The organism is Rhodococcus gannanensis (assembly GCF_042681175.1).
Lineage (GTDB): Bacteria > Actinomycetota > Actinomycetes > Mycobacteriales > Mycobacteriaceae > Rhodococcus_G > Rhodococcus_G gannanensis.
The window spans coordinates 303711-318008 of the sequence record NZ_JBHUFB010000009.1; the positions used below are offsets into that span (position 1 = coordinate 303711).

Here is a 14298-nt window from a genome sequence, read left to right on the forward strand (position 1 = left end):
ATCAGTCCACTCGGACCGCGACGGGCGCGGTCGTGGCCGCGGCGAGTGTGACCCGCTCGCGACGGCGCTCGCGGGCGAACAGCAGTCCGAGGGTGACGACCGCGAGCGCGGTCGGCGCGATCATGAGCAGGAAGATCGTGCGGGCGTCCATTCCCGCCGCGATGAGCGCGGCACCGACCGTGGGGCCGACGATCGACCCGATGCGGCCGATGCCCATCGCCCAGCCGATGCCGGTCGACCGGGCCGCGACCGGGTACACGGACGCGGCGATCGCGATGATTCCCGCCGAACTGCCCGAGACACCGAATCCGACGACGCAGATCGCCAGGAGGAGCAGGGTGGAGTTCGCGAGGGAGAGCGCGACAGCGCCGATGAACAGCGCACCGAGGGTGTACCCGGCCATGACCACCGCGTACGCCGCACGGGGACCGTCGGAGCGACCCCATGCCGCCGCAACACGGTCGGTGATGCGGCCGACGGACAGCGCACCCGCCATGCCGCCGAGGTTGAACAGCGCCGCCGCCAGGATCGCGTTCGACGAACTCTGACCGGCCTCGCTGAACAGCGTCGGCATCCAGCCGAACAGGAAGTAGATCACCAGGAAGTTGACGACGAACACCACCCAGAGCAGTGCGGTGTCCACCGCGCGGCCGCCCGCGAACAATTCACGCACCGGCGACTTGGTCTCGGCCACCGAGTCCTGGGTGAACCGCACACCGTCCGACAGATCGGTCTGCGGCGAGATGGCCGCGACGATCTTCGACACGGAGTCGTGGTCGCCGCGTGCGGCGAGGAACTTGCCCGACTCCGGCAGCCACCTCCAGGCGACCGCGGCTGCGACCAGTGGCAGGACACCGCCCGCGACGAAGATGGACTCCCAGCCGTACGCCGGGATCAGCCGAGCCGCCGCCAGTCCGCCCAGGAATCCGCCGAGGGACATGCCCGCGACGACGATGGTGACCGTCGTGGCGCGACTGCGTGCCGGGCTGTACTCACTGGTGAGTGCGATCAGGTTCGGGGTGACGCCGCCGAGGCCGATGCCGGCGAGGATGCGCAGCACGATCAACGCACCCATCGACGGCGCGAACGCGGACGCCAGGGTGAACACCGAGAAGAGCACGGTGCACACGAGGATCACGCGGCGCCTGCCCCAGCGGTCGGCGACGGGTCCGAACAGCAGGCTGCCGACGACCATCGCGCCGCTGCTCAACGCGAGCAGCAGACCGAACGACGCTTTCGTGACCCCCCAGTCCTCGGACAGCGCGGGGATGGCGAAGCCGATGAGCTGTGCGTCCATCCCGTCGAGGATGGCAAGCGCCAGACACAGTGCGATGGCACGTTTCTGGAGGGCAGAGACCGGTTGAGTGTCGATGAGGCGGGAGATGTTGACTTCACGGGTGGGGGCCACGATGTGCATTCCTCTCGGACGGGGGAACTGCAATGGATGACGCCGGCCCCGGTCGGGGCCGGCGCGTACATCGGTGAGCTCGGGTGGGTCAGGCGGGGGCGACGGTTCCGCCGACGGCCGAGCCGACAATCCCCTCGACGGCGAAGGCGTCCGTGGGGACCTCGGGGAAGCGCTGGCGCAGTGAGGGCTTCGCGAGCTTGCCGGAGAAGGTGCGCGGCAGCGGCTCACCCAGCGCGACAGCGTGCTTGGGGCGCTTGAACTTCGCGAGGTTCTCGCCCGCGACCTCCGCGATGTCGGCGACGATCTCGGCGGCGGGGCGCTCACTGTGGAAGACGACCATCGGCACCTCTCCCCACCGGTCGTCCTTGACTCCGATGACCGCGAGGTCGACCAGACCCTCGATGCCGTGCAACGCCTTCTCGATCTCCGCCGGATAGACGTTCAGTCCACCGGAGATGAGCATGTCCTTGCTGCGGTCGACGATCTTGAGGAACCCGCCCTCGTCCTGCATGCCGAGGTCACCGGTGCGCAGCCACCCCTCGACGAGGGTCGACGCCGTGGCCTCGGGCTTGTTCCAGTACTCCCGCAGGACGTGCTCGCCGCGGACCAGGATCTCGCCGACCTCGCCTGCCGGGGTGTCGACGCCGGGGTCCCCGATCTTGACGTGGGTGCCGACCAGCGGCAGGCCCGCGAAGCCGGGGCGGGACACGGCGTCCTCGTAGGCGAGCGTCGAGACCATCCCGGACGCCTCGGTGAGTCCGTAGCACTGGGTGAGCGGGATGCCGTGCGAACGGTAGAAGTCGAGCAGGTCGAGGCTCACCGGCGCGCCGCCGGTGCCGGCGAAGGTGAACTTCGCGAGCTTCCGGGTGCCGAAGTCGGGGAGCATCGTCATCCGCTCCCAGATCACCGGGACGGTCGTGGTGGCGGTGATCTGCTCGCGCTCGAAGGTGTCGAGGGCGATCTCGGGGTCGTACTCGCGCAGCAGCACCATCGTCGCGCCGGGCACCACGACGAGCTGCATGAAGATCGAGAGCACCGAGCCGGTGTACACGAGCGGAGCGGAGCAGAGCACCCGGTCCCGGGAGGAGAAGCCGAACGTGAGGGACTGCGAGATGCCGGGCGTCATCGCGTTGCGATGGGTGATCAAGGCACCCTTCTGCACACCCGTGGTGCCCGAGGTGTAGCAGATGAAGCCGGGGTCGTCGGCGTCGATCGCGACGACCGGGGCGGTGCCGGGATCGATCAGCCGCTCGTACGGCGGGTGTGCGTCGCCGCCGATGGAGTACGTCTCGAACTCCACCTGTCCGGCGGCGACCTCCAGCAGTGGTGCGAACGCGTCCTCGACGATCACCACCCGCGGGGCCGAGTCGACGATCATCGGCGCCAGCTCCTTGGCAGTGAGCCGGAAGTTGAGCGGGACGCTGATCGCGCCGAGCTTGAGCGTGGCGAGGATGACGTGCGCGAGCTCGGGACGGTTGAGCATCATCACCGAGACACGGTCGCCCTTGCGGACGCCGCGGGCGGCGAGCCCGCGGGCGAGTGCGTCGGTGATCGCGTCGACCTCGGCCCAGGTCTGGGACGTGTCGCCGAAGACGATCGCCTGCTGCTGCGAACGCGTCTTGCCCCAGAACCGGGTCAGGTCCGCGAGATTCATCTGTGCTCCTCGGTGTCATGTGCCGGCTCACCGGCGAGTCGTCAGCTGGTGCGGCGGCGTCGGCGGGGTGTGACCGCCCTCACTTGATGCCCGTAAACCTAACAGTTGTAGGGAGCGTGCGCAATGCCCGATTCGAGACTTTCGACCCCACGTCGCGTGGCTGGCCGAGAGCACGAAAACGACACCCACACAGTTGTTTTCGCGTGGGTGTCGTTCTCGTGTTCACGTGTCCGTCAGCCGACGGGAGGCGCCTCGCCGCGCCGTGCGTCGCCACCGCCGGAGACGGCCGCGATGCGCTCCTCGTCGTAGCCCGCCACCGACCGCAGCACCTCCGCGGTGTCGGCACCGACTGCCGGCGGCAGCGCGGGCGCGAACTTCTCCCCCGCGACGCGCACCGGGCTCACGACGAACTCGAGCTCGCCTACCTGCGGGTGGTCCACCCGGTACGTGTTCTCCCGCGCCCGGAAGTGCGGGTCGGCAAGCATGTCGGCGACGGTGTTCACCGGTCCGCCCGCGATACCGTGTTCGAGAAACAGCTGCACCCACTCGGCGCGCGTGCGCTGCACGAAGATCTCCGTGAGCGCCCGCCACACCAGGTCCGCCCGGGCCGCGGCGCCGTCGTCGACGCTGGTCAGGTCGACCCCGACCAGGTCCTCCCGGCCGACCGCGACCAGGAAGTTGTGCCAGAACTTCTCCACGTGCGACCCGAACAGGATCGCCTCGCCGTCGCTGGTGCGGTAGGCCTCGAGACGCGGCCAGTCCGGCAGCCGCCCGTCCGGAAGCCAGGACGGACGCGGAATCGACCGGTTCTTGTTCAGCTCCGCGTCCACCAGGTCCGGCATCCAGGCCGCGGCGACGTCGATGCCCGCCACCTCCACGTGGCAACCGACGCCCGTGGCCCCGGCCTTGTGCAGTGCGGCCAGCAGGCCCATCGCCCCGTACGCGCCGAGCGCGTACATGGCGATCGGGGGTGTCGTGGAACCGGCCATGCCCTCGGTCGGCGGGTTCGCGGGCGTGGTCACCTCGCGCAGCCCGGCGTAGGCGTCGAACACCGGACCGCCGGTGCCTAGCACCCGATAGGGACCGTCGGTGCCCATCCCGGACACCGTGCACAGCACGATCCTCGGATTCACTTGCCGCAGTTGCTCGTAGCCGATCCCGAGCCAATCCAGGTACCCGCCACGCATGCCCTCGATCACGGCGTCGTACGAGGCGGCGAGATCGAGGAACGCCTGCTTGCCGTCGGGGCTGCGCAGGTCGAGCGCGACGGACTTCTTGCCGCGGTTCCAGCGCAGGTGCATGAACGCCGGGCCGTCCGCGTCGCCGATCGCCCGGCTGCCGCCGACCCGGACGGGATCGCCGAGCGGACCCGACTCCACCTTGATCACCTCGGCGCCGAGGTCCGCGAGATGCCCACCCAGCGACGCCGGGGCCAGCTGGGCGACCTCGAGGACCCGTACGCCGTCCAGCAGAGAGAATCCACTCATCGGTCACGCCCTTCCAGGTCTTTCGAAATATTCTGTGTCTGTTCGGGTTTGAGCTCGACCCACAGTCCGTCGACGTCGGCCACCAGGATGTCGCCGTGATACATCGCACCGCGCAGGAACCGCTTGCGGCCCTCCTGCCCGACCAGTTCCGCGGTCACCGTCAGTTCGGTGTGCAGCGGGGCGAGTGCCCGGAAGTTCACGTTGAGATACGCGGTGCGCCCCCACGGCCGACCCGCGCTGTTCGCGAGGCGGGCGAGGAGTTCGTCGAAGATCAGCGGCGTCACGCCGCCGTTCATCGCGTACCGGCCGGAGTGGAACCGTCCCACGGTCACCCGACCCGTCGCAGTGGTGTCGGTGACGGTGTCGATGTGCAGGACCGGCGCGAGTGCGTGCGCCTTTCCCGGTATATCCCAGCGCTTTCCGGCGATCTGCGTGTCCTCGTCGACTTCGTGGGAACGCATCTGCCGCGCGACCTCCCGCAGCGTCGCCGCGGCCTCCGCCGCCGCCTCCGGGGTCGGCAGGCTCCGCGTCACCGCCTCCTGGACCTCACGCAGCGCGTCGACCAGGTCCGCGTACTCGTCGTCGGCGTCCACCGTCGGCCGGAAGGGATCCGGCCAGCCCGGGTTCCAGATGTCGAGGGTGGTGGATTCGGTCATCGTGCGGTCCTTCCCGACCGGGTGAAGAAGCCGGAGAACAGATCGGTGATCGGACGCGGGCGCAGCGTGGTCCGGGCGACGGTGTTCTCCCGGTCGTAGCGGGTCCTCAGATCCCGGCCCGGCCCGTCCAGGAGCAGGGCCTTGATCTCGCGCAGCCCCTCCGGCGGCTGTGCGGCGAGTTCGGTCGCTGCGTCGAGGGCCAGGCGTGCGACGTCCCCGTCCTCGGCGAAGCGGCTGAGCAGACCGATCCGGTGGGCCTCGGTGCCGTCGACGGTCCGCGAGGTCATCAACAGGTCCCGCGCCTGGCCCGCCCCGACCAGGCCGTCCAGCAGCCAGGTCAGGTTCGCGCCGCCGTACCTGGCGGAGCTCATCGTGAACCGGGTCGAGGGACCGCCGACCCGCAGGTCCGAGGTGACGGCGAGGATGTTGCCCGCACCGTGGGCGGCACCCGCGACGGCCGCGACGATCGGCTTCGGAAACGTGAGGTAGCGCCACACCAGCTCCTCCCGGTCGAGCATCGCCGCCGTCGTCTCGTCCGGGGACATCGAGGCGAGCTCGGACAGGTCGTAGCCCGACGAGAAGGCGTCCGGCCCGGCGCCTGTCACGATCACCGCCCGGACCGCGTCGTCCCGGGCGACCTCGGCGAGCACCGCGTCCAGCTCCCGCTGCAGGGAGAGGGAGAGCGCGTTGCGCACCTCGGGGCGGTTGAGCGTCAGCCGGAGCACTCCCGGGGCCGGGTGGTCACGGAGCAGGTCGGCCATCGACGGTTACCGTGCCGCCGCGAGCCGGGCCTCGCGCGCGCGGTCGAGTTCCTCGACGTCGCCGGCGACCATGTTGTGGAAAAGCTGTCCCGGCAACTCGTTTCGGCCGTAGATGAGCTCGTCTACCTGACCGTGCGCGGCGTTGTCGGTGATGGTCTTGGTGACGAACCAGTCCTCGGCGTGCAGCGTCTCCATCAGCAGCTCCCAGTTCTTCTCCAGGATCCGCTCCTCACGCGGGGTCTCCGGCCTTCTCGGGGACAGCAGCCGGATCGTGCAGTGGCTGACGTTCGGATCGTCCTTGTCGGGCACGATCGTCCAGATCTCGAAGTGGTTCGGCTCGGTGACCAGCATGGTGCCCGGGTAGATCGTGTAGTTCGCGAGCGAGTAGTCGCGGACGTCGAAGCTGTCCGGATCGGCATCACGGACCTCGGTGATCGCCTTGCGCGCCACCACGAGTCGCCACGAGCGGCCCACGACGTCAAGTGCGGTGATGTTGCCCTCGAGGTAGTTGCAGACGGTCTTCGTGTGCAACTGGCACAGGTGGTAGGAGTCCTGCACGCCGTCGACCGCGATCTTCCAGTTCATGTCGAGCTTCCAGGTCTCCTTGCGGACCTGGAACGAGCCGGCCATGCCGGTGTCGGTGACCTCCGCGTCGTGCTTGGCACCGAGCACGGTCGCGATGTCGAGGTCGGCGCCGACCGTCGGCACCACCCAGACGAGTCCGTGCCGTACCTCGCACGGGAACTCGACCAGGCCGTACTCACCGCGGTCCATACCGTCGAAGCCCTCGGCGTGCGGCAGTCCGCGCAGCGAACCGTCCTTGCCGTAGGACCAGTTGTGGTACGGGCAGGCGAACACGCGCTTGCAGCCCGACTCGCCGAACTCCACCTTCGACCCGCGGTGCCTGCACACGTTGGAGAACGCCTTCACGCTGCCGTCGTTCTGCTTGACGACGAGCAGCGGGGTGCCGATGAGTTCGGTGGTGAGGAAGTCGCCGGACTTCTGCAGCTCGTCGACGTGGGCCACGATGTGCGGGAACCGCCGCACCACGTCCCGCTCCTTGGCCGCGAGCTCCGGGTCGTTGAAGACCGAGAACGGCACGCGGAGCAGGTCGTCCGCGTAGTCGGTGGTGTCGTTGTCCACGTGGGCGATGAGCCGCTGCGTGAGCCTGATCTTCTCGTCGCGCTCCATGGATCGAGAGTGACACACGAGACAATCAATGTCTAGCGTCTTATCTAACTACTTTCGGTTGTTTTCGGATTGGTACCGTTCTCCCGTGGCAGCACGCACCGGCACCGACACCCCGACCGACGCCCGCGCAGCGATCCTGGCGGCCGCCGAGGAATGCTTCGCGCGATTCGGCATCGCGAAGACGACGATGGAGGACGTCGCGAAGGCCGCCTCGATGTCGCGGGCCACGGTGTACCGCTACTTCGCGGACCGGGAGGCACTGATCACCGAATCGGTCGTCCGGCGGGCCCGGGCGAACATGTCCCGAGCCCGCGCGTACATCACCCGCTGGCCGACGGTCGAGGACCGCATCGTCGAGGGCATCTGCCAGGACATTCGCAAGGGCCACCTCGACCCGCTGGTGAACCGGCTCGTCTCCCCCGAGTCGATGGCGCTGTCGATCCAGCTGCTCAGCGATTCGGGACGCGCCATCGAGCTCACCCACGAGCTGTGGGGCCCCATCATCGTCGACGAACAGGCGGCGGGAAACATCCGCGCCGACCTCGACCCGAGGCTCGTCTCCGAGTGGATCTCCGAGCTCGAGATCATGTACATCAGCCAATACGGGACCGACGACAGCGCCCTCGACAGGGTGCGGGTCAAGCTGCGCGCATTCGTGGTGCCCGCGCTGCTGCCCCGCTGACGCTGATCAGGCGCTCCCGGACCATCCTGCGACCGTCCCCGCCAGCATCCCCACGTACGCCTCGAATGCCGCGTCCACCCGATCCCGGTCTCCGGTGGCCAGCAGGTCGAGCGAGAGGCCCCGAATCTGGGCGAGGATCAGCGTCGCGTTCGCGGACACCTCGCCGTCCGGACAGCCGGCCGCACGCAACCCGGACTCCAGCGCCGCGAGCCACTGCCCGATGAACTTGTCGAGGAACCGCGGGTTCTGGTCGGGCTTGAGCACGGCCTGCACGTAGAGCTCCAGCATCACCCGGAACCGCAGCAGTTCGTCGGGCGCCATCCGGACGCTCCACCACGACCGCAGCAGTGCGATCGGGTCGTCGACGTTCCCGGTGGTCAGCTCGGCGGGGATCGTGTCGCTGCGCATCCGCTCGATCACCTCGGCGAGGAGGTTCTCCTTGCTCCCGAAGTGATGCAGGAGCGAGGCGTGCGAGACACCGACGACCTTCGCGAGCGGCCGCATCGACAGATCGGCCACCCCGTGCTCGATGACGTAGGCCGTGACGGCGTCGAGGAGTTCGTCTCGGCGCCCCGCGTACCGCAGGGTGCGCCCGTCCACCCGCTCCGTCCCCGTCACGGGGCCAAGCGTACGGGCGGAACCCGTCTGGCCGCGCGGGTGGAACTCGTCTACCCCATCGGGTCGTCGACGACGTCCACGGCGGGAACCCGGAACGGCGGCAGCACCGCTCCCCAGCGCACGCACTCCCATCCGCCAGCCGCGGTCGGCACGAGCTCGATCGTCTGCGTGTTGTCGAGGTGCGTGTCGGCGGAGAACCGGCCGTCGAGGCCGGTCAGGTGCGCTGCGACCAACCGGATCGCCGCGCCGTGACTGACGACGAGCACGTCGCCGTCGCTGTCGTCCTGTTCGAGGTACTGGCCGCGGAGCGACTCGACCACGGGCAGGTACCGCTCCAGGACGTCCTCACCGGACTCACCACCCGGGATCCGGGCACCGAGCTCGCCGACGTGCCACGAGTGGAACACCCCGGCGAACAGTTCGTGGGATGCGCGGTCGGAGCGGTTCTCGAGCTCACCGGCCTGCGCCTCGTGGATGCCCTCGCGGACCTGCACCACGAGACCGGACGCGTGCTCGACGTAGCTCGCGGTCTGCCTGGCCCGCAGCGCCTCGGACGCCACGAGCGCCTTCGGGCGGGGACCGGTGAGCCCGGCCCCGAAGGTCTGCGCCTGCCCTTCCCCTACCTCGGTCAACCGGGCACCGGGGAGCGCGGTGTCCAGCCGCCTGGCCACGTTCGCCTCGGTCTGACCGTGCCGGACCAGGATCAGCTTGCCCGCCAACTCAGTTCGTCCCTTCGCTCTCGCCTGCGACGACACGTCGCAACCACTCGTTCGCCTCGTCGTCCGACGGCGGGCGCCTGCCGCCGTCGGTGGCGGCGGGCCAGGATCCGAGGAACCGGACGGTGTGCTTGCGGTGCAACGCTTTCAGCGCCTCGGCAACCGCGGAGTCCTCGATGTGGCCGGTGCAGTCGAGGTAGAAGCGGTAGGTGCCGAATTCGACTCGCGTCGGCCGGGACTCGATGCGGGTGAGGTCGATACCGCGGGTGGAGAACTCGGCCATCGCGCCGACCAGCGACCCGGGCTCGTGGTTGAGCTGGAGCACGACGGAGGTGCGGTCCGATCCGGTCGCGGCCGGCACCGGCGCAGGCCGGGTGACGAGCACGAATCGTGTTATCGCACCGGCGAAGTCGGCAACGCCGGAGGCCAGCGAAGTGAGTCCGAGACGTTCCCCGGCCAGCGCGGTCGACACACCGGCGTCGGCCCGGCCTGCCGCGACGTCCTCGGCGGCACCGGCGTTGGAGGACGCCGATTCGACGACGGCGTCCGGCAGGGTGCGCTCGATCCACTCCCGCACCTGCGCCTCGGCGACGGGGTAGGCACGGATGGTGCGGACGGCGTCGAGCGTCGTACCCGGCCTCGCGACGATGGTGAAGCTCACGTCGAGTTCGGTCTCGGCCATGATCTGCAGCCGCCCGCCGACCGCCAGCGCGTCGAGCGTCGGACGGACCGGTCCCTCGACGGAACTCTCGATCGGGACGACGGCGCCGTCGACGGCGCCGTCTCGGACGAGTGCCAGCGCCGCGGGCGGGCTCGAGGCGACGACCCGCTCGACCGGGCCGGCGAGGACACCCGACGACTCGAGCTGGGCGAGCGCCATCTCGGTGAAGGTTCCGGACGGCCCGAAGTAAGCGATGCGCGGCACCCGTCCAGGTTACGCAGCGGACACCTCGACCCCGTCCCCGCCACGATCGGATCGGCTCACCCACCCTGAACGGACGCCCACGCCTGGCATGAACAGTTCCGTTCAGTCGATCTGATCGAGTGAACGGAACCGTTCACGCCGACCAACCGGGTGCCGGTACGGGGTCAGCGGCTACCGAGGTCGGCGGTGATCCCGAGGTCGCGGAGCTCGGCATCGATGCCTGCGCCTGCCGGAACCGCGATCGCGACGAGGATCTCGCGGACCGCCTCCGCGGCCGCGGTCGAGAGTGCCGCGACCGGGGCGGGGTCGGCGGCGCGGAAGGCGGCGGGAATGTCGTCGCCGGTCAGGGCCGCGACGGTGGCGGCGAGGATCGCGACGACCTCACGGGCGTCGGCGGCGTGGGCGACGAATCCGGCGTCCGAGTGCGCGAGGACGGCGAGGAAGTCGGCGACGTCCTCGGCTCCGAGGCCGGAGGCGAGCACCGGGTGTGCCCCGGTGGCGGCGATCCGTTCCGAGGATTCGGCGGCCCAGCCGCGGCCTGCGCCGTCGGCGGCGACGCGCACGGCGAGCCGCGCCGGGAGCGGTCGCGGGTCACCCTTCGCGAGCGCGACGGCGTCGTCGAGGTGCTCGAGCGGGCACTCCACCTCGATGCGCACGAGTTCCGGGAGCGACTGCGGCAGGACGTCGAGCTCGACGTCGAGACCCAGCCAGAGCGGCCCGTCGGCGGAGTCCACGCCGCTCAGCGCGGACGCGGCGAGCAGCGGAGGGCCGAAGAGCGGATCCCGGATGCGGTCGCGGACCGCGGCGGCGTCGGCGCAGGTCTCGGCGAGCAGTGCGGCGAACGGCGGCTGCTGTTCGCGGGGTGCGGGAGGTTGCAGGTTGAGCAGGGTGGCCACCGGTCAACAGTAATCGGGCGTTCCCCTTGCGCCTGCGGGTATGCATACCCTAACTTAGGCGTGGCTAACCTACTGTGACAGCCGCCGCACCTCGACGACTCGCGCTTCCAGGGACCCGGACGACAAGGAGCACCACATGACCGCCGCCGCCACCTCGATCGGCCCGACCACCGCCGAACGCGTCCGCACCGCCTGTGCTCGCGCCCAGCAAGCGGTCCTCGCCGTCGACGGCAGCGACACGGTCACCGTCGCCGTCCACCACCTGCGGACCTGTGGCGACGTCGTGCTCGCCGTGCCCTCCGACGTCGCGGTCACCGCCCTCGCCTGGCAGGCCGGTCGCGGCGGACTTCCCGCCGTCCTCGAACTCACCGACAACGCACCCCTCGCGCTGCGTGAGCGGGTCCGGTCGCTCGTGTGGCTGCGCGGCTCCCTGCACGCCGTGCCGGGCGAGGCCACCCGCGCCCTCGCCGCCGCCGTCGCCGCCGACAACCCGGACCCCGCGCTCCTCGACGTCGGACACACCACGACGCTGCTGCGCCTCGTGCTCGACTCCGCCGTCGTCGCCGACAGTCACGGCGCCGAGCCGGTGCCGCTCGACGACCTGCTCACCGCCGTGCCCGATCCGTTCTGGGCCGTCGAGGACTGCTGGCTCGAGCACCTCGAGGCCGGGCACGGGGATCTCGTCCATCAGCTCGCGCACCGCCTGCCCACGAGCATGCGCGGTGGACGCGTCCGTCCGCTCGGCCTCGACCGGTACGGCGTGCGCCTGCGCGTCGAGTCCCCGACCGGCGACAGCGACGTCCGGCTCTCGTTCGCCGAACCCGTCGACGACGCCGCCGGTCTCAACCGCGCGCTGCGCATCCTCGTCGGCTGCCCCTTCCTCAACGGCCTCCGCGCGCGGCACTGATGCGCTCCGCGCCTGTGCGCACTTGTGGTAGCTCCCACTACCAAAAGTGCGCACAGGCGGCGGAGCCGCTTACCTTCGTGACGTGACCCGGCTCCACGACTGGCTGCGCCCGACCCCTCCTCCACAGACGGATCCACCGCTCGACCCCGGACAGCGGCGTGCCCTGTGGATCGAGGTCACGATCGTCCTGCTGGTCACGTTCGGCCTCAGCGGACTGTCCGGGATCCTGTCGCTGATCGAGACGGCGCTGCAGCCCGGGCAACTGTCCGACCAGTCGGTCGCGCTGAACGCCTCCCGCTCCACCTTCGGGTGGATCGACCTCGGCCGCCAGCTGCTCGGCATCGCGCGACTGTGCGCGTGGGCCGCACTCGGCCTCTACCTGCTGTGGCGCAGCGGACTCGGCCCGGAACGCATCGGCCTCGGCAGGCACCCGCGATGGCGACGCGACCTGCTGCCCGGCGTCGGCCTGGCCGCACTGATCGGCCTGCCCGGCCTCGCCCTCTACCTCGTCGCGACCGCGGTCGGCGCCAACCTCACCGTCGTCCCCAGCACCGTCGACGACCACTGGTGGCGCCTGCCCGCACTGGTGCTGTGGGCGCTGGCCAACTCGGCGGCCGAGGAGATCCTGGTCGTGGCGTATCTGATCTCCCGGCTGCGGCGGCTCGGCTGGAGCGAGAACGCGTCCCTGGCCGCGTCGGCGCTGTTGCGCGGCAGCTATCACCTGTACCAGGGACTCGGCGGCGGCCTCGGCAACGTCGTGATGGGGCTCGTGTTCGGGCGCTATTGGCAGCGGACCGGGAAGCTGTGGCCGCTGGTCGTCGCGCACTGGCTGATCGACGCGGTCGCGTTCGTCGGCTACACGGTGCTGCGCGATCGCGTGTCATGGCTCCCCTGACGTCCGGCCTGCACACGTACAGTTTCTTGCGTGAACGACGACCGTCCCCGCAGCCCCGACCCCCGAGACCGGGGTCGAGCGGCCGATCCGCGTCAGGGGCACGGTGTCGATCCCAGGCGGGCGCAGCCCGTCGATCCGTCGAGAGGACAGGGACGGGGGCCTCGCCCGGGCCCGCACGGCCCCGGCACCCCGCAGCAGCCACCACGAGGTCAGGTGCCGCCGCGGGGAAACGTCCCGCCGCCGCGGTACCCGGCGCCAACGGCGTACCGGCCGCACGATCCGCGCTCGGGCCCGCCGCCCGCCGAGGGCACGCAGATCATCCGCCGCGACGGACGCCCCGCCGCGCCACGAGCGTGGTCGCAGGAGCCTGCCGCGGAGCCGGTCCGACCTGCCCCGCCACGGCCCCGCACCGAGTACGCGCCAACGCAGACGCCGCAGCCGTACGTCGATCCGCAGCGCCGCAGGCCGGCACCGCCCGCCGCACCGCCGCCGCGCACCCGACGTCCGTCGTCCGGGCAGCCACCCGAACCCCCGCGGCCGCCACGACGACGCAGGAACTGGGGCAGGCGGATCGGGCTCGTCCCGCTGATCCTGGTGATCCTGCTGGTCGGTTCAGTCGTCTACCTCGACCGATCGCTGAACCGGATCGACGCGCTCGCCGACTACCCGGGCCGGATCGCCGACACGCCCGGCACCAACTGGCTGCTGGTCGGGTCGGACAGCCGTGAGGGCCTGACCGCCGAGCAGGACCGCGAACTGGCCGCGGGTGGCGCGATCGAGGGCAAGCGGACCGACACGATCATCGTCGTGCACGTTCCCGAGAGCGGTGCGGCGACGATGGTGTCGATCCCCCGCGACTCGTACGTCGACATCCCCGGATGGGGCAGCGACAAGATCAACGCCGCCTTCTCCATCGAGGGCGGCGGCCCACAGTTGCTCGCGCAGACCGTCGAAGAGGCGACGGGACTACACCTCGACCACTACGCGGAGATCGGGTTCGGCGGGTTCGCGGACATCGTCGACGCGCTCGGCGGCGTGCACCTGTGCGTGCCGTACCCGATCGACGACCCGCTGGCCGGGATCAACCTGCAGGCGGGCTGCCAGGACCTCACCGGTCCCGAGGCACTCGGGTTCGTCCGCAGTCGCGCCACACCGCTCGCCGACCTCGACCGGATGAACAACCAGCGCCTGTTCATGTCAGCGATGCTGGACAAGGCGACCAGCCTCGGAACGATGCTCAACCCGTTCCGGTTGTGGTCGCTGGTCACCGACACCGCCGGCTCGCTCGAGGTGGACGAGGGCGACCACCTGTGGAATCTGGCGTCGCTGGCCTGGGCGATGCGCGGCGACCTGGTGACGACGACGGTCCCGGTGGGGGGATTCGAGGACGTGGCGGGTTCCGGCAACGTCCTGCTCTGGGATCAGGAGAAGGCGTCCCGGTTCTTCGAGGCCCTCGCCAACGACGAACCGGTGCCCGCGGACCTCGTCGCCAACTGAAAATC

14 protein-coding genes are annotated in these 14298 nt (G+C 70.4%); 4 read left to right on the forward strand and 10 right to left on the reverse strand.

The window, feature by feature from the left end; translation table 11 throughout:
• Nucleotide 1: 1 nt before the first annotated feature.
• The 6 genes from ACFSJG_RS08165 to ACFSJG_RS08190 all read right to left on the reverse strand — a co-directional run bounded on the left by ACFSJG_RS08165 (nucleotide 2) and on the right by ACFSJG_RS08190 (nucleotide 7157).
• Complete coding sequence (locus ACFSJG_RS08165; protein WP_378484703.1) at nucleotides 2-1408, reverse strand: MFS transporter; 1407 nt, start codon at nucleotides 1406-1408, stop codon at nucleotides 2-4.
• Between the two features lie 88 nt (nucleotides 1409-1496).
• On the reverse strand, nucleotides 1497-3062 hold the full coding sequence (locus tag ACFSJG_RS08170) for a class I adenylate-forming enzyme family protein (RefSeq protein ID WP_378484704.1): 1566 nt from the start codon (nucleotides 3060-3062) through the stop codon (nucleotides 1497-1499).
• A 233-nt stretch (nucleotides 3063-3295) separates the two neighbouring features.
• The gene (locus tag ACFSJG_RS08175) at nucleotides 3296-4549 is read right to left on the reverse strand and encodes a CaiB/BaiF CoA transferase family protein (protein WP_378484705.1); all 1254 of its coding nucleotides are present in this window, start codon (nucleotides 4547-4549) and stop codon (nucleotides 3296-3298) included.
• On the reverse strand, nucleotides 4546-5205 hold the full coding sequence (locus ACFSJG_RS08180; RefSeq protein ID WP_378484706.1) for a PaaI family thioesterase: 660 nt from the start codon (nucleotides 5203-5205) through the stop codon (nucleotides 4546-4548). Before ACFSJG_RS08180 ends, ACFSJG_RS08175 begins: the two co-directional genes overlap by 4 nt.
• Nucleotides 5202-5966, reverse strand: coding sequence for an enoyl-CoA hydratase/isomerase family protein (locus tag ACFSJG_RS08185; RefSeq protein ID WP_378484707.1), 765 nt, complete (start codon nucleotides 5964-5966; stop codon nucleotides 5202-5204). The genes ACFSJG_RS08180 and ACFSJG_RS08185 overlap by 4 nt, the downstream gene beginning before the upstream one ends.
• Before the next feature lie 6 nt (nucleotides 5967-5972).
• On the reverse strand, nucleotides 5973-7157 hold the full coding sequence (locus tag ACFSJG_RS08190) for an aromatic ring-hydroxylating oxygenase subunit alpha (RefSeq protein WP_378484708.1): 1185 nt from the start codon (nucleotides 7155-7157) through the stop codon (nucleotides 5973-5975).
• 85 nt (nucleotides 7158-7242) lie between these two features.
• Here ACFSJG_RS08190 and ACFSJG_RS08195 point away from each other — a divergent pair, with 85 nt between their 5' ends.
• Complete coding sequence (locus ACFSJG_RS08195) at nucleotides 7243-7839, forward strand: TetR/AcrR family transcriptional regulator (protein ID WP_378484709.1); 597 nt, start codon at nucleotides 7243-7245, stop codon at nucleotides 7837-7839.
• Nucleotides 7840-7845: 6 nt separating this feature from the next.
• Here the strand turns inward: ACFSJG_RS08195 and ACFSJG_RS08200 are convergent, their stop codons facing one another.
• The 4 genes from ACFSJG_RS08200 to ACFSJG_RS08215 form a co-directional block, all read right to left on the reverse strand.
• Nucleotides 7846-8457, reverse strand: coding sequence for a TetR/AcrR family transcriptional regulator (locus ACFSJG_RS08200; RefSeq protein ID WP_378484710.1), 612 nt, complete (start codon nucleotides 8455-8457; stop codon nucleotides 7846-7848).
• 50 nt (nucleotides 8458-8507) lie between these two features.
• The gene (locus tag ACFSJG_RS08205; RefSeq protein ID WP_378484711.1) at nucleotides 8508-9176 is read right to left on the reverse strand and encodes a histidine phosphatase family protein; all 669 of its coding nucleotides are present in this window, start codon (nucleotides 9174-9176) and stop codon (nucleotides 8508-8510) included.
• A gap of 1 nt (nucleotide 9177) precedes the next feature.
• Nucleotides 9178-10098: a prephenate dehydratase gene (gene pheA, locus ACFSJG_RS08210; protein WP_378484712.1), complete on the reverse strand. Its 921-nt coding sequence runs from the start codon at nucleotides 10096-10098 to the stop codon at nucleotides 9178-9180.
• A 164-nt stretch (nucleotides 10099-10262) separates the two neighbouring features.
• On the reverse strand, nucleotides 10263-10994 hold the full coding sequence (locus ACFSJG_RS08215; RefSeq protein WP_378484713.1) for a hypothetical protein: 732 nt from the start codon (nucleotides 10992-10994) through the stop codon (nucleotides 10263-10265).
• Between the two features lie 136 nt (nucleotides 10995-11130).
• Here ACFSJG_RS08215 and ACFSJG_RS08220 point away from each other — a divergent pair, with 136 nt between their 5' ends.
• The 3 genes from ACFSJG_RS08220 to ACFSJG_RS08230 all read left to right on the forward strand — a co-directional run bounded on the left by ACFSJG_RS08220 (nucleotide 11131) and on the right by ACFSJG_RS08230 (nucleotide 14293).
• Nucleotides 11131-11901, forward strand: a complete 771-nt coding sequence (locus tag ACFSJG_RS08220; RefSeq protein ID WP_378484714.1) for a DUF2470 domain-containing protein — start codon at nucleotides 11131-11133, stop codon at nucleotides 11899-11901.
• Nucleotides 11902-11983: 82 nt separating this feature from the next.
• Complete coding sequence (locus ACFSJG_RS08225) at nucleotides 11984-12796, forward strand: CPBP family intramembrane glutamic endopeptidase (protein ID WP_378484715.1); 813 nt, start codon at nucleotides 11984-11986, stop codon at nucleotides 12794-12796.
• 315 nt (nucleotides 12797-13111) lie between these two features.
• A complete protein-coding gene (locus tag ACFSJG_RS08230; protein ID WP_378485254.1) occupies nucleotides 13112-14293 on the forward strand; it encodes an LCP family protein in 1182 nt (393 codons plus the stop codon).
• Nucleotides 14294-14298 lie beyond the last annotated feature (5 nt).

Coding starts and splice junctions, on each gene's coding strand:
- ACFSJG_RS08180 (WP_378484706.1), bottom strand. CDS start 5,205: ATGACCGAATCCACCACCCTCGACATCTGGAACCCGGGCTGGCCGGAT.
- ACFSJG_RS08175 (WP_378484705.1), bottom strand. CDS start 4,549: ATGAGTGGATTCTCTCTGCTGGACGGCGTACGGGTCCTCGAGGTCGCC.
- ACFSJG_RS08220 (WP_378484714.1), top strand. CDS start 11,131: ATGACCGCCGCCGCCACCTCGATCGGCCCGACCACCGCCGAACGCGTC.
- ACFSJG_RS08190 (WP_378484708.1), bottom strand. CDS start 7,157: ATGGAGCGCGACGAGAAGATCAGGCTCACGCAGCGGCTCATCGCCCAC.
- ACFSJG_RS08170 (WP_378484704.1), bottom strand. CDS start 3,062: ATGAATCTCGCGGACCTGACCCGGTTCTGGGGCAAGACGCGTTCGCAG.
- ACFSJG_RS08185 (WP_378484707.1), bottom strand. CDS start 5,966: ATGGCCGACCTGCTCCGTGACCACCCGGCCCCGGGAGTGCTCCGGCTG.